This is a genomic window from Streptomyces sp. Je 1-79, assembly GCF_025195125.1.
GTDB lineage: Bacteria > Actinomycetota > Actinomycetes > Streptomycetales > Streptomycetaceae > Streptomyces.
The window spans coordinates 320,267-334,378 of record NZ_JAMGSL010000006.1 but is presented as its reverse complement, the minus strand read 5'-3'; the positions used below and the strand labels follow the sequence as shown (position 1 = coordinate 334,378).

Sequence of the window (14,112 nt, the reverse complement as noted above, 5' to 3'; positions counted from 1 at the left end):
ACGCACTGTATCGCGCCGGGAGTCGAATTGTCAACCGAGGAATTTCGGAAAGAGCAGCAATTCATCACCGAGCTCTACGCACGACTCGACGACCTGAGGGACCAGGCCGAGGCGGCCGTCGGCCAGGCCCTCAAGACGCCCTGGGTCGGCAATCAGGGACGTCTCGAGCGGGACGTGCTGGTCGCCGAACAGTCCGGGCTGCTCGGCGCCCTCAACGCGGGGGAGTCCGGGCTCTGTTTCGGCCGGCTCGTCTTCCGGGACGGGCGCGACCACCACATCGGCCGGATCGGCATCAGGGAGGACGACCCGAACCGCACCCCGCTCGTGGTCGACTGGCGCGCCGACGTCGCCCGCCCGTTCTACCTCGCCACCGGGTACGAGCCGATGGGCCTCAGCCGCCGCCGGCACATCACCACCCAGGGCCGCGAGGTGACCGCACTCCACGACGAGGTCCTCGACCTCGCCGACGGGACCCGCACCGGGCACGAGAACCGGGACGCCGACGAGGTGCTCCTCGCCTCGCTCGACGCCGCCCGCACCGGGCGCATGCACGACATCGTGCAGACCATCCAGGCCGAGCAGGACCGCATCATCCGCTCGCCGCACCGCGGCGTGCTCGTCGTCGAGGGCGGCCCCGGCACCGGCAAGACCGCCGTGGCCCTGCACCGCGCCGCGTACCTCCTCTACGCCCACCGCGAGCAGCTCGCCAAGCGCGCCGTCCTCATCGTCGGCCCCAACCCGGCCTTCCTCGGCTACATCGGCAACGTCCTGCCCTCCCTCGGCGAGACCGGCGTCCTGCTCGCCACCCCCGCCGAACTCTTCCCCGGCGTCCGCGCCACCGGTACGGACACCCCGCGCGCCGCCGCCGTCAAGGGCGCCGCCGCGATGGCCGAGGCGCTCGCCCACGCGGTACGCGACCGGCAGCAGGTCCCCGAACGCGGTGAGCCGCTGATCGTCCCGCACGACGACGGCGACCTGGTGATCGACTGGGACATGGCCCTCGAAGCCCGCCACAAGGCCCGCGAGACGGCCCTGCCGCACAACCTCGCCCGCCCCTACTTCGTCTTCAACATCCTCGACGCCCTCGCCGAGCAGCTCGCCGACCGCATCGGTGCCGACCCCTACGGGGGCCCCAACTTCCTCGGCCCCGACGACCTCGCCCTGCTCGCCAAGGGCATCGCGGGCAGCGCCGACGTCCACGCGGCCGTCGACACCCTGTGGCCGCCCCTCACTCCCGAGTCCTTCCTCGCCGACTACCTCGCCGAGCCGACGCACCTCGCCGAGGAGGACGCCGCCGCGATCCGGCGCGAGGACGGCCCCTGGACCCCCGCCGACGTACCGCTGCTCGACGAGGCCGCCGAACTCCTCGGCGTGGACGACTCCGCCGCCCGTGCCGCGGCCGAGGCCGAGCGGGAGAAGCAGATCCAGTACGCGCAGGGCGTCCTCGACGTCTCCTACGCCTCGCGCACCTACGAGTTCGAGGACAAGGAGGAGCAGGACAAGGACGCCGCCGAGGTCCTCGCCGCGCACGACATCATCGACGCCGAGCGGTTCGCCGAGCGGCACGAGGAGGCCGACCACCGCAGCGCCGCCGAACGCGCCGCCGCCGACCGCACCTGGGCCTTCGGCCACATCATCGTCGACGAGGCGCAGGAGCTCTCGGCGATGGCCTGGCGGCTGCTGATGCGCCGCAGCCCGAACCGGTCGATGACCCTGGTCGGCGATCCCGCGCAGACCGGTGACGCGGCGGGCGTCGGGGCGTGGGAGAAGATCCTCGCGCCGTACGTGGAGGACCGCTGGGAGCTCGTACGGCTGGGCGTCAACTACCGCACTCCCGCCGAGATCATGGCCGTCGCCGCCGACGTCCGGCGCGCGACCGACCCGGGCTTCGAGCCGCCCCGCTCGGTCCGCTCGACGGGCGTCGAGCCCTGGGAGCGGACCGTCGAGAACCCCGTGAAGGAGACCGCCGACGCGGTCGCCGCCGAGGCGCACCGGGAGGGCCGCCTCGCCGTGATCGCCCCGCCGGAGCTCCACCCGGCCCTGACGGCGGCGCTCCCGGAGGCCTCGTACGGCCCGGCCCCCGACCTGACCCGGCCGGTGGTCCTCCTCGACCCCCGCCAGGCCAAGGGCCTGGAGTTCGACACGGTCCTCGTCGTCGACCCGGACGGCATCCGGGCCGGCGCCACGCACGGCGTCAACGACCTGTACGTGGCGCTGACCCGGGCCACTCAGCGGCTGGGGGTCATCAGGCAGGCCTGAATCACGCAGGCCTGAATCACGCAGGCCTGAGTCAGGCGGGCCTGAGCCACACGGTCGCCAGCGGCGGCAGCGTCATCCGTACGCTCGACGTACGGCCGTGGGACGGCACCGACTCGGTCTTCACCGGATCGGTGCCCACCACGTCGCCGCCGCCGTACCGGGCCGCGTCCGTGTTCAGGACCTCCGCCCAGGCCGCGAACGCGTCCGGGACCCCGAGCCGGAAGTCGTGGCGCACGACGGGCGAGAAGTTGCAGACCGCGAGCAGCGGCGACCCCTCGGCGTCGTAGCGGAGGAAGGCGAAGACGTTGTCCTCCGCTGCGTCCCCCACCACCCACTGGAAGCCCTCGGGGGAGGTGTCCCGCTCCCACAGCGCCGGGGTCTGCCCGTACACCGTGTTCAGATCGCGCACCAGGTCCCGCACGCCCCGGTGGTCCGGCTCCGCGCCGTACGACGGGTCGAGCAGCCACCAGTCCGGGCCGTGCTCGGCCGACCACTCCGCGCCCTGGGCGAACTCCTGCCCCATGAAGAGGAGTTGCTTGCCGGGGTGCGCCCACATGAATCCGAGGTACGCCCGGTGGTTGGCGCGCTGCTGCCACCAGTCGCCGGGCATCTTCGAGACCAGGGCCTGCTTGCCGTGCACGACCTCGTCGTGGGAGATCGGCAGGATGTAGTTCTCGCTGTACGCGTACACCATCGAGAACGTCATCTCGTTGTGGTGGTACTTCCGGTGCACCGGCTCCTTCGCGACGTAGCCGAGGGAGTCGTGCATCCAGCCCATGTTCCACTTCATGCCGAAGCCGAGACCGCCGAAGCCGCCGGGGCCCACCTGGTCCGTCGCCCGGGTGACGCCGTCCCAGGCCGTCGACTCCTCGGCGAAGGTGATGACCCCCGGGCAGCGCCGGTACACCGTCGCGTTCATCTCCTGGAGGAAGGCGACCGCGTCCAGGTTCTCCCGCCCGCCGAACTCGTTCGGCAGCCACTCGCCGTTCTCGCGCGAGTAGTCGAGGTAGAGCATCGAGGCGACGGCGTCCACCCGCAGCCCGTCGAGGTGGAACTCCTCGCACCAGTAGACCGCGTTGGCGACCAGGAAGTTCCGGACCTCCTTGCGGCCGTAGTCGAACTCCAGCGTCCCCCAGTCCGGGTGGGCGGAGCGCCGCGGGTCCTCGTGCTCGTACAGCGGCCGGCCGTCGAACTCCGCGAGCGCCCAGTCGTCGCGCGGGAAGTGCGCGGGCACCCAGTCCATCAGGACGCCGATCCCGGCCCGGTGCAGGGCGTCGACGAGGTACTTGAAGTCGTCGGGGGTCCCCATGCGGGAGGTCGGGGCGTAGAAGCCGGTGACCTGGTAGCCCCAGGAGCCGCTGAAGGGGTGCTCGGCGACGGCCATGAACTCCACGTGCGTGAAGCCGAGATCGCGGACGTAGCCGGGCAGCTGCTCGGCGAGCTGCCGGTACGTCAGACCCGGCCGCCAGGACGGGAGGTGGAGCTCGTAGACGGAGAGCGGGGCCTCGTGGTGCGGACGGGCGCCGCGGCTCGCCATCCACGAGGCGTCGGACCACTCGTGGTACGAGTCGGTGACGATCGAGGCGGTGTTCGGCGGGCACTCCGTGCGGCGGGCCATCGGGTCGGCGCGCAGCGTGTGGGAGCCGTCGGGGCGGGCGATGTCGAACTTGTAGACCGCGCCCTCGCCGATCCCGGGCACGAACAGCTCCCAGACACCGGTCGCGCCCAGGGAGCGCATCGGCAGCGCGGTGCCGTCCCAGTGGGTGAAGTCGCCGGTGACGCGGACGCCGCGCGCGTTCGGAGCCCAGACCGTGAAGCGGGTGCCGGCCACGCCCTGGTGGACCATGGGCCGCGCGCCGAGCGCCTTCCACAGCTCCTCGTGCCGGCCCTCGCCGATGAGGTGCAGGTCCAGCTCGCCGAGGGCGGGCAGGAAGCGGTACGGGTCCTCCACGGGCAGCTCGTCGCCGTCGTAGCGGACGCGCAGCTCGTACGGGGGGATCTTGCGCAGCAGGGGCAGGAGCCCGGAGAAGAAGCCGTCGCCGTCGTCCTGCAGGACGACGCGCTTGCCCTTGGCGAGGACGGCGACCTCGCGGGCGTACGGGCGCAGCACCCGGATCGCGACGCCGCCGCGGACCGGGTGCGCGCCGAGCACCGCGTGCGGATCGTGGTGCTCCCCGGCGAGCAGCCTCGCCCGGTCCCCGGGATCGAGCGGCGGCGCCTTGCGTACGGCCTCCTGGGCGGCCCGGGGTGCGGGCGTCTTGGCCGGGGGCGCTGCCGTCTTGCGAGCGGATCGGGCGGTCACGGGGATGCCTCCTGCGAGGGTGTCGGAAGGATGGGCCGAGGAAGATGCACCGGTTCCCACGCAACCGCAACGGCGCGGGTCCCGCACAGGACACTCCGCCGAACGGGCTGCGCGCGCCCACGGCGGGGGTCCGGGGTCATTCCGCTCCCGCGAGGCGTTCGATCGCCGCCATCGGGACCGGGAGCCAGTCCGGGCGGTTGCGGGCCTCGTAGAGGACCTCGTAGACCGCCTTGTCCGTCTCGTAGGCGCGCAGCAGAGCCGGGTCCGTGCGGGGGTCCCTGCCGGAGGCCTCCGCGTAGCCCGCGCAGTAGGCCTCCCGGCAGCGGGACGCCCACTCCGGGTTCCACGGGCGGTGCGTGCGCGCCGCGTAGTCGAAGGAGCGGAGCATGCCCGCGACGTCGCGGACCGCCGGCTGCGGCCGGCAGCGCTCGGCGAGCGGCTTCGCGGGCTCGCCCTCGAAGTCGATCACCGCCCAGCCGCCGTCCGTCGCCCGCAGGGTCTGCCCCAGGTGGAGATCGCCGTGGATCCGCTGCAGCCGCCCCGCGCCCATCGCGTCGCCCGCCGCCGCGAAGACCGCCCGCAGCCCCGGTACGTACGGCAGCAGCGCCGGTACGGCCTGCGCGGCCGCGTGCAGCCGCTGGTCCATCTCCGTGGCCAGGTGCTCCGTCTGCGTCCGCCGCAGCCGCTCCGTCGGCAGCGCCGTCGCGAGCGCGAGGTGCACCTCGGCGGTCGCCCGGCCGAGCGCGTGCGCCTCGTCCGTGAACTCCCGGCCCTCCGCCAGCGCGTCGAGGGCGAGGCGCCATCCGTCGCGCGAGTCCCGCAGATACGGCTGGAGGACGCCGAGCGTGCTCGCGCCCGACTCGAACCAGGCCACCGGCGCCGGCACCCGCGCGCAGCCGGCCCCGGCCAGCGCGAGCGGCAGCTCCAGATCCGGGTTCACCCCGGGGCTGACCCTGCGGAAGATCTTCAGAATGTACGTATCGCCGTACACGAGCGAGGAGTTGGACTGCTCCGCGTCCAGCATCCGGGGCGCCAGCGAGGGCGGCAGCGGGGTTGAGCCGTGGAAGGTCAGCGGGCCGATCCGGCCCGGCGTGCGCAGCCGTTCGTAGAGCAGCCCGGCGAGCCGCGGGTCCCGCAGCCCTTCGTAGACCGCCCGGCCGGCCAGGGGCCCCTGCCTGATCCGCCCGATCAGGGCGGGGGCGAGGCGGGGTGGCAGCTGGGTCCGTACGCCCAGCAGCACTTGGTAGCAGTCGGCGGGTGTCCCGGCCGGGCGTCCCGGCTGTTCGACCCGTACCAGCAGATGCAGCAGCCCGGGTCCCGTACCGTCCAGTGGCAGCAGCTCGGTGGCCGCTTCCAGCGTGAATCCGATGACCCGGCGCCCCTTGCCCGCGAACCAGCGCTGCCGGGGCAGCCATTCATGGAGCAGGGGAGCGAGTGACGGGAGGAGGGCGGCCGGGGCCCGGGTGGTGGATGCGGTCTCCGGCATGGCATCGCGTCCTTTCCCCGGGGGGCGCAGATTCGAGTTCGCGTGAATCGAGTTCAAATGCGCAGAGTGTCCCGGATGGCGGCTTCGACTGTCCGGATGTGCGGGACGTGTCGGGAGGGGAAGATCCGTATGGGCCCGACAAGAAGGCCCGTATGGACCTGAATCGACCGTGTGTGGGACACAGTGCCCAGGGTGACGCGGGGGAAACCCGCCCCACCCCGGGCAGTTGGGCGATTTTGCGTCAGCTCTTGGCCGAGCGGGGCTTCTTCAGGCGGAACCAGTAGAAGCCGTGACCCGCCAGGGTCAGCAGATACGGCCACTGCCCGATCGCCGGGAACCGCACCTGGCCGATCAGCTCCACAGGGCTGACCCCGTCGAACTGCCGCAGGTCCAGCTCCGTGGGCTGCGCGAACCGCGAGAAGTTGTTCACGCAGAGCACGAGATCGTCCTCGTACTCCCGCAGGAAGGCGAGCACGGCCGGGTTGGACGAGGGCAGCTCCGCGTACGAACCGAGCCCGAAGGCGTGGTTCTGCTTACGGATCTCGATCATCCGCTTCGTCCAGTGGAGCAGCGAAGACGGCGAGGCCATCCCCGACTCCACATTGGTCACCTGGTAGCCGTGGACCGGGTCCATGATGGCCGGAAGTGTCAGTCGGCCCGGATCGCAGGACGAGAAACCCGCGTTCCTGTCCGGCGTCCACTGCATCGGCGTCCGCACGCCGTCCCGGTCACCGAGCCAGATGTTGTCGCCCATCCCGATCTCGTCGCCGTAGTACAGCACCGGCGAACCGGGCAGCGAGAACAGCAGCGCGGTGAACAGCTCCATCTGCTTGCGGTCGTTGTCGAGCAGCGGGGCGAGCCGCCGCCGGATGCCGATGTTCGCCCGCATCCGGGGATCCTTGGCGTACTCGGCGTACATGTAGTCGCGCTCTTCGTCCGTGACCATCTCGAGCGTCAGCTCGTCGTGGTTGCGCAGGAAGATGCCCCACTGGCAGCCGTCCGGGATCGCCGGGGTCTTGGCCAGGATCTCCGAGACCGGGGTGCGCGACTCCCGCCGTACCGCCATGAAGATCCGCGGCATCACCGGGAAGTGGAACGCCATGTGGCACTCGTCGCCGCCCGAGGGGAAGTCCCCGAAGTAGTCGACCACGTCCTCGGGCCACTGGTTCGCCTCGGCGAGCAGCACCGTGTCCGGGTAGTGGTCGTCGATCTCCTTGCGGACCCGCTTCAGGAAGGTGTGGGTCGCCGGGAGGTTCTCGCAGTTGGTCCCCTCCTGCTGGTACAGGTACGGCACGGCGTCCAGCCGGAAGCCGTCGATGCCGAGGTCCAGCCAGAACTTCAGCGCGGAGAGGATCTCCTCCTGCACCGCCGGGTTCTCGTAGTTGAGATCCGGCTGGTGGGAGAAGAACCGGTGCCAGTAGTACTGCTTGCGCACCGGGTCGAAGGTCCAGTTCGACGTCTCCGTGTCGACGAAGATGATCCGGGCGTCCTGGTACTGCTTGTCGTCGTCGGCCCAGACGTAGTAGTCGCCGTACGGCCCGTCGGGGTGGGCGCGCGACTCCTGGAACCACGGGTGCGCGTCGCTCGTGTGGTTCATGACGAAGTCGATGATCACGCGCATGCCGCGCTGGTGCGCCGCGTCCACGAACTCCACGAAGTCGGCGAGGTCGCCGAACTCCGGCAGCACCGAGGTGTAGTCGGCGACGTCGTAGCCGCCGTCCCGCAGCGGTGACTTGAAGAACGGCGGCAGCCAGAGGCAGTCGACGCCCAGCCACTGCAGGTAGTCCAGCCGGGACGTGATGCCCTTGAGGTCGCCTACGCCGTCCCCGTTGCTGTCCTGGAAGGACCGCACGAGCACTTCGTAGAAGACGGCCCTCTTGAACCAGTCCGGGTCACGGTCCTTTGCGGGCGTGTCCTCGAAGGTGTCGGGGACGGGTTCGTTGACAGTCATGGTGTGGGTGACCCTCCGGTCGACGGGGACGGTCGCAGGGCGAAGACGTGCGCGGGCGTGACGCCCGGCTCGAGGCGCACATAGTTGGCCCTGCCCCAGTGATAGGTCTCGCCGGTGAGCTCGTCGCGCACCGGTACGGTCTCGTGCCAGTCGAGGCCGAGCTCCGGCATGTCCAACGAGACCGTGGCCTCCTGGGTGTGGTGAGGATCGAGGTTGGCGACCACCAGAACGGTGTTCGAGCCCGACCGCTTGCTGTACGCGATCACCGCGTCGTTGTCCGTGGTGTGGAAACGCAGGTTCCGCAGCCGGCGCAGGGCCGGGTGGCGGCGCCTGACCCGGTTGAGCGTGGTGATCAGGGGCGCGATCGTGGCGCCCGTGCGCTCCGCCGACTCCCAGTCGCGGGGCCGCAGTTGGTACTTCTCCGAGTCGGCGTACTCCTCGCTGCCCGGGCGGAGCGCGGTGCCCTCGCACAGCTCGTACCCGGCGTACACGCCCCAGGTCGGCGAGAGCGTGGCGGCGAGCACCGCGCGCACCTCGAAGGCGGGCCGTCCGCCCTGCTGGAGGTAGGCGTGCAGGATGTCGGGGGTGTTCACGAAGAAGTTCGGGCGCATCTGCGCCGCCACGTCCCCGGACAGCTCCGTCAGGTACTCCGTGAGCTCCGCCTTGGTGTTGCGCCAGGTGAAGTACGTGTACGACTGCTGGAAGCCGATCGCGCCGAGCGTGCGCATCATCGCGGGCCGGGTGAAGGCCTCCGCCAGGAAGATCACGTCCGGGTCGGCCCGGTTGATCTCGCCGATGACCCGCTCCCAGAACACGACCGGCTTGGTGTGCGGGTTGTCGACGCGGAAGATCCGTACGCCGTGGTCCATCCAGTGCCGCAGCACCCGGACCGTCTCGGCCACGAGGCCGTCCATGTCCGTGTCGAACGCGATCGGATAGATGTCCTGGTACTTCTTCGGCGGGTTCTCCGCGTAGGCGATCGAGCCGTCCGGGCGGTGGTGGAACCACTCGGGGTGCTTCTCCACCCAGGGGTGGTCCGGCGAGCACTGCAGCGCGAAGTCCAGCGCGATCTCCAGCCGCAGTTCACGGGCCCGGGCGACGAAGGCGTCGAAGTCCTCGATCGTGCCCAGATCCGGGTGGACCGCGTCGTGGCCGCCCTCCGGGGAGCCGATCGCCCACGGCACGCCGACATCGTTCGGGCTCGCCGAGAGCGCGTTGTTGGGGCCCTTGCGGTGGGTGGTGCCGATGGGGTGGATGGGCGGGAGATAGACGACGTCGAAGCCCATCGCCGCAATGGCCGGAAGTCGCTCCGCCGCGGTACGGAAGGTGCCCGGGACCGTCCTGCCCCGGACCTTCTTCACGCCCTCCGAGCGCGGGAAGAACTCGTACCAGGAGCCGAACAGCGCCCGTTCGCGCTCCACCTGGAGCGGCAACGCGGGGGAGGAGCTGACCAGTTCGCGCAGCGGGTGCCGCTCCAGGGTCGCGGTCACCTGCGGGGCGAGCGCCGCCGCGAGCCGGGCCGCGGCCGACCGGGAGTCGTCGCGCAGCGCGTCCGCGGCGGCCAGGATCCGCTCGCGCCCGCCGCCCTTCTTCGGGACGCCCTTCGCGGCGCGTTCGTGCAGCTCCGCGCCCTCGGCGAGGACGAGCTCGGAGTCGATCCCGGCCGGGATCTTGATCTTCGCGGCATGCCGCCAGGTCGCCAGCGGGTCGCTCCACGCCTCGACGGTGTACGTCCACAGGCCCTCGGCGTCCGGCGTGACCTCGGCGCCCCACCGGTCGGTACCGGGGGCCAGTTCACGCATCGGGATCCAGGGGCCGGGACGGCCGGACGGGCCGCGCAGCACGACATTGGCGGCGACGGCGTCATGGCCCTCGCGGAAGACGGTGGCGGTGACCTCGAAGGTCTCACCTGCCACCGCCTTCGCTGGGCGGCGACCGCAGTCGACCAGCGGGCGGACGTCCAGAACGGGAATGCGTCCCATGAGCGGATTCACAGCATCACCTGAGGGGGTACGGGGGTGCGGGTGGTGGTGCGCTCTTTGTAGCTCCGTCGACGGCTTGCGGGTTGCGGGCATGGCCGCTCCTGTCCGCGTTCACTCGGATGGCGGGTCTACGGGATGTACGTACGGGGGTGTACCGGGTGAGCCTTCCACCCACTCACGGTGAGCAATCCGGCGCTCTGTTAACTACTCGGGCGTAAGCGCGGAGGCAAGAGGCCGTACCCACGGCGAACCGGCCCCGTCCTTGGAGGACGGGGCCGGTCAGGGCTCTTTTCCGGGGCCGGATCCGTTCTCGACGGGACCGGTGCGCCTTTCGGGCGGTGGTGACGTTGCGTCAACCTTGGGGGGAAGGTGACTGTTCCTCCGCGTCGCCGGACCACATCTGCCACGGCTGGCGCGTCACCCACTCCTCCACCGGAGCCGCCCGCACCCCGAGCGCCTGGGCCGAGGCCCCGTCGTCGGCCGCCAGGAGCAGCGGGTCCGCCCCCCTCGCCATGTGGTGGTAGATCCCCGCGACACCGGCCGCCGTCTCCGGGCCGAGCAACTGGGCGAGCCCGCGCTCGAAGACCTCCGGCGGCAGCTGCAGATACCGCACCGTACGGCCGAGACCGCGGCTGAACGCTGCCGCCAGCTCGTCGCCCGTCAGGGACCGCGCCCCGCCGATGTCGAGGACACGGCCCTCCAGACCCTCACCGGTCAGGGCCGCGTGCACCGCCTCCGCCAGATCCCGGTGCGACAGCCAGGCCGTCGGCGTGGACGCCGGCAGCGGATAGGCCAGGATCCCCTCGTTGACCAGCGCGGGGCCGTTCCACGGAGAGAACAGGTTGTCCAGGTAGACCGGCGGCCGTACGACGACCAGCGGGACGCCGCTGCCCCGCAGCTCCTCCTCGGCGATCCGCCGGGTCTCGAACGCGGCCACCGCGTTCGGGCCCTGCGGAACACGGGTGTTGGCGTTGAAGACCAGGCGCACGGTTCCGGCCGCGAGGGCCGAGAGCGCCACGTTCCGCGCGTAGCGGCGTATCCGCTCCGGGTCGTACACCAGCGGCATCGTCACCACGGCGTGCGTGGTCCCCTCGAAGAGCCGCCGTACGTTCGCGGGTCTCGCCAGGTCACCCGCGACGAAGGAGGCGCCGGGCAGCGGCGGACGGTCGCCCTCCGGCCGCCGGGTGAGCGTCCGCACACGGTGGTGGCGCTCGACCAGCAGACGCGCGATCGCGCCCCCCTGGAAACCGGTCGCGCCCACGACCGCGACCCGCATCGGAATCTGACTGGACATGTGTCGTAGAGGCCCTTCGATAGGGTGTGGCTGCTGCCGTGACGTCTCCTCAGGCTGGCGGCGGCGGCTCACACCGTTCAATTAACAAACCGGGGCGGAAGTTGAAGGATCGTCCATGGACACCGTGGCAACCGACCGTGACGACCGGCGTGAGGACGACGAGGCCGACGACCTCCTGAGCGAACTGCTCAAACCGCTGCGCCTGACGGGCGTCTTCGACAGTCGCTGGCACGTCCGCGCGCCCTGGGCCATCGAGGGCGACGCCGAGCAGAGCTGTGCCGTGCTCCACTACATCGTCGAGGGCGGCTGCTGGATCACCGGCGACGGCCGGCCCCCGCTGGAGCTGCGCGCCGGCGACCTGATCGTCTTCCCCACCGGCACCGCCCACCGGCTCTCCGACCGGCCCGACCGCCAGGGCGTGCCTCTCAGGGCCGTGCTCCCCGAGCGCAAACCCGGCACCTCCGGGGAGATCCGCATCGACGGCACCGGCGCCGAGAGCCGGCTGCTGTGCGCCGGACTCCACTACGACGCCAGCGCCGCCAGCGGGCTCTACACCGCGCTGCCCTGGGCGCTCGTCCTCGACGGCGCCCAGGTCGACCGCGAACCCCTGCTCCGCGACACCCTCCGGCTGCTCGCCTCGCCCGACCGGCCCGTGGGCCCCGGCGACCGCCTCATCACCCTGCGCGCCTTCGAGATGGCCCTCGTCCTCGCGCTCCGACCGCTGCTGCGCGACCTCGCCGACAACCCGGCCTCGCTGCCCCTGCTGCGTCATCCCGGCATCAGCCAGGCCCTGGTGATGATCGCCACCCGCTTCGCCCAGCCCTGGACGATCGACTCCCTCGCCCGCGAGGTCGGCATGTCCCGATCGGCCTTCACCGCCGCCTTCCGTGAACTCGTCGGCGAGTCCCCGGCCCGGCACCTCACCTCCCGCCGGATGCAGGAGGCCGCCCGGCTGCTCGCCGAGACCTCGCTCCCGCAGTCCGCGGTCCCCTCCCGCGTCGGCTACCAGAGCGCCGTCGGCTTCCACCTGGCGTTCCGCAAATGGTTCGGGATGACGCCGGGGGAGTACCGATCCGGGATATGCCACGCGGCCTGATCCGGACAAAAGCCCCGTGAACGGCCGAAGACTGGCCGGTTCTTAAGGACCGCTGGACGGACGTTCATTGCCTCGTGCGTCCCGGGCCGTGGAGGCTCGGGACCGGCGACCAGCCGTGACACACGAGGAGAGGCGATATCACCGTGACGAGGTCCGGGCAGGAGTATCTGGAGGCGCTGCGCGACGGGCGCGAGATCTGGCTCGACGGGGAGCGGATCAAGGATGTCACCGCGCACCCCGCCTTCCGGGCGACCGCGGCCTCCTTCGCCGGGCTCTTCGACCTCGCCCACGACTCCCCGCACACACCGGACCTCGTGTCCGGCGGGGTCCACCGCGCGTACGCCGTGCCCCGCTCCTACGAGGAGCTGATCGCGCGCCGCCGGGCGTACAAGGTGTGGGCGGAGGCCAGTTACGGCTTCCTCGGCCGTACCCCCGACTACATGGCGTCCGGCGCGGCCGGGTTCGCCGCCGCGCCCGAGGTGTTCGACGGCGGGGCCTTCGCCGGGGGCGAGAACGCGCTCGCGTACCACCGCAGGCTCGCCGAGGGCGGGCTGTACGGCGCGTTCACCATCACCGATCCGGCCACCGACGGCGTGCGGGTCGTCGAGGAGCGTGACGGCGGGATCGTCGTGCGCGGGGCCAAGACCATCGGCACCGCCGCCGTCTTCGCCGACGAGATCCTGGTCGGCACGATCGAGCCGCTCGCCCCGGACCACGTCGAGCGGGCGGTGACCTTCTCCGTACCGCTCGACACCCCCGGTCTCAAGCTCGTCTCCCGGACCTCCTACGAGGCGCAGGCGCGGTCCGTCTTCGACCACCCGCTCTCCTCGCGGTACGACGAGAACGACGCGCTGCTCGTCTGCGACGACGTGTTCGTCCCGTGGGACCGCGTACTGACCTACCGGGACGTCGACGCCACGGCCGCGATGTGGTGGCGGACGCCCGCCTATCTGAACTTCACCCACCAGTCGGCGACCCGCTTCTGGACCAAGCTGGAGTTCCTCACCGGCCTCGCGATCCTCATCGCCCGGTCCCACGGCACCGACGCGATACCGCAGGTCACCCAGGCCATCGGCCGGCTCCTCGGCATGGTCGCCCAGGCCAAGGCGTTCGTCCTCGGCGCGGAGGCGTCGTGGGAGCCGGTCGCCGGCGGGCGGGGCGGGGTACGGCCCGGGCAGGAGATCTCCTTCGCGCAGCGCATCATGGCCGGCGAGCTGTACCCGCGGGCGGTGGCGGACATCAAGCTGCTCGCGGGCGGCGCGATCATCCAGACCCCGGCGAGCGGCCGCGATCTGCTCCACCCCGAGCTCGGACCGCTGATCCAGCGGTACGTCCGCACGCCCGGCGACCCGGCCGAGGACCGGCTCAAGCTCCTCAAACTCGCCTGGGACGCGCTCGGTTCGGAGTTCGCCGGCCGCCACGAACAGTACGAACGCTTCTACCAGGGCGCCCCGCACGTCTACCTCACGATGCAGACCTGGGCGGGGGCGGCGGACGCCTGCGAGAGCCTGGCACGGACGTGCCTGGACAGCTACGACCTGGGCACGACGAAGTGACGGCGCGGGGGGTGGCGGGCGCGCCGGGAACGTGCGGGCCGGTCGGCCGACGCGGGGCTTTCCGCCTGCCGGGGGGCAGGCGGAACGCGCCCGCGCCCGACCGGCGGGTGGTTCGGGGCCGTGGTGGTGGTCTGCCGGGAGGCCGGAGGCGGCTGGATCCCGGCTGGGGCCGGTGCCGGGACGGTG

The 14,112-nt window shown here is 71.7% G+C and carries 8 protein-coding genes; 3 read left to right on the top strand and 5 right to left on the bottom strand.

Annotated features, from left to right (window positions below):
- The first annotated feature begins 27 nt into the window (after positions 1 to 27).
- Positions 28 to 2,259: a UvrD-helicase domain-containing protein gene (locus M5362_RS14410; protein WP_260227895.1), complete on the top strand. Its 2,232-nt coding sequence runs from the start codon at positions 28 to 30 to the stop codon at positions 2,257 to 2,259.
- A 31-nt stretch (positions 2,260 to 2,290) separates the two neighbouring features.
- On the opposite strand, the gene glgB is transcribed toward M5362_RS14410, so the two are convergent.
- The 5 genes from glgB to M5362_RS14385 all read right to left on the bottom strand — a co-directional run bounded on the left by glgB (position 2,291) and on the right by M5362_RS14385 (position 11,274).
- Positions 2,291 to 4,561, bottom strand: a complete 2,271-nt coding sequence (glgB, locus tag M5362_RS14405; protein WP_260227894.1) for a 1,4-alpha-glucan branching enzyme — start codon at positions 4,559 to 4,561, stop codon at positions 2,291 to 2,293.
- Positions 4,562 to 4,697: 136 nt separating this feature from the next.
- On the bottom strand, positions 4,698 to 6,047 hold the full coding sequence (locus M5362_RS14400; RefSeq protein WP_260227893.1) for a maltokinase: 1,350 nt from the start codon (positions 6,045 to 6,047) through the stop codon (positions 4,698 to 4,700).
- A gap of 241 nt (positions 6,048 to 6,288) precedes the next feature.
- Entirely contained in the window at positions 6,289 to 7,998 is a 1,710-nt protein-coding gene (treS, locus tag M5362_RS14395; protein WP_260227892.1) for a maltose alpha-D-glucosyltransferase, read from the bottom strand.
- Positions 7,995 to 9,980, bottom strand: a complete 1,986-nt coding sequence (locus M5362_RS14390) for an alpha-1,4-glucan--maltose-1-phosphate maltosyltransferase (protein ID WP_260227891.1) — start codon at positions 9,978 to 9,980, stop codon at positions 7,995 to 7,997. Before M5362_RS14390 ends, treS begins: the two co-directional genes overlap by 4 nt.
- A 352-nt stretch (positions 9,981 to 10,332) precedes the next feature.
- A complete protein-coding gene (locus M5362_RS14385; protein WP_260227890.1) occupies positions 10,333 to 11,274 on the bottom strand; it encodes an SDR family oxidoreductase in 942 nt (313 codons plus the stop codon).
- Between the two features lie 115 nt (positions 11,275 to 11,389).
- Between M5362_RS14385 and M5362_RS14380 the strand changes: the two genes are divergently transcribed.
- A complete protein-coding gene (locus tag M5362_RS14380) occupies positions 11,390 to 12,370 on the top strand; it encodes an AraC family transcriptional regulator (RefSeq protein ID WP_260227889.1) in 981 nt (326 codons plus the stop codon).
- A gap of 143 nt (positions 12,371 to 12,513) precedes the next feature.
- A complete protein-coding gene (locus M5362_RS14375) occupies positions 12,514 to 13,926 on the top strand; it encodes a 4-hydroxyphenylacetate 3-hydroxylase family protein (RefSeq protein WP_260227888.1) in 1,413 nt (470 codons plus the stop codon).
- Positions 13,927 to 14,112 lie beyond the last annotated feature (186 nt).

Coding starts and splice junctions, on each gene's coding strand:
- M5362_RS14400 (WP_260227893.1), bottom strand. CDS start 6,047: ATGCCGGAGACCGCATCCACCACCCGGGCCCCGGCCGCCCTCCTCCCG.
- treS (WP_260227892.1), bottom strand. CDS start 7,998: ATGACTGTCAACGAACCCGTCCCCGACACCTTCGAGGACACGCCCGCA.
- M5362_RS14390 (WP_260227891.1), bottom strand. CDS start 9,980: ATGGGACGCATTCCCGTTCTGGACGTCCGCCCGCTGGTCGACTGCGGT.
- M5362_RS14385 (WP_260227890.1), bottom strand. CDS start 11,274: ATGTCCAGTCAGATTCCGATGCGGGTCGCGGTCGTGGGCGCGACCGGT.
- M5362_RS14380 (WP_260227889.1), top strand. CDS start 11,390: ATGGACACCGTGGCAACCGACCGTGACGACCGGCGTGAGGACGACGAG.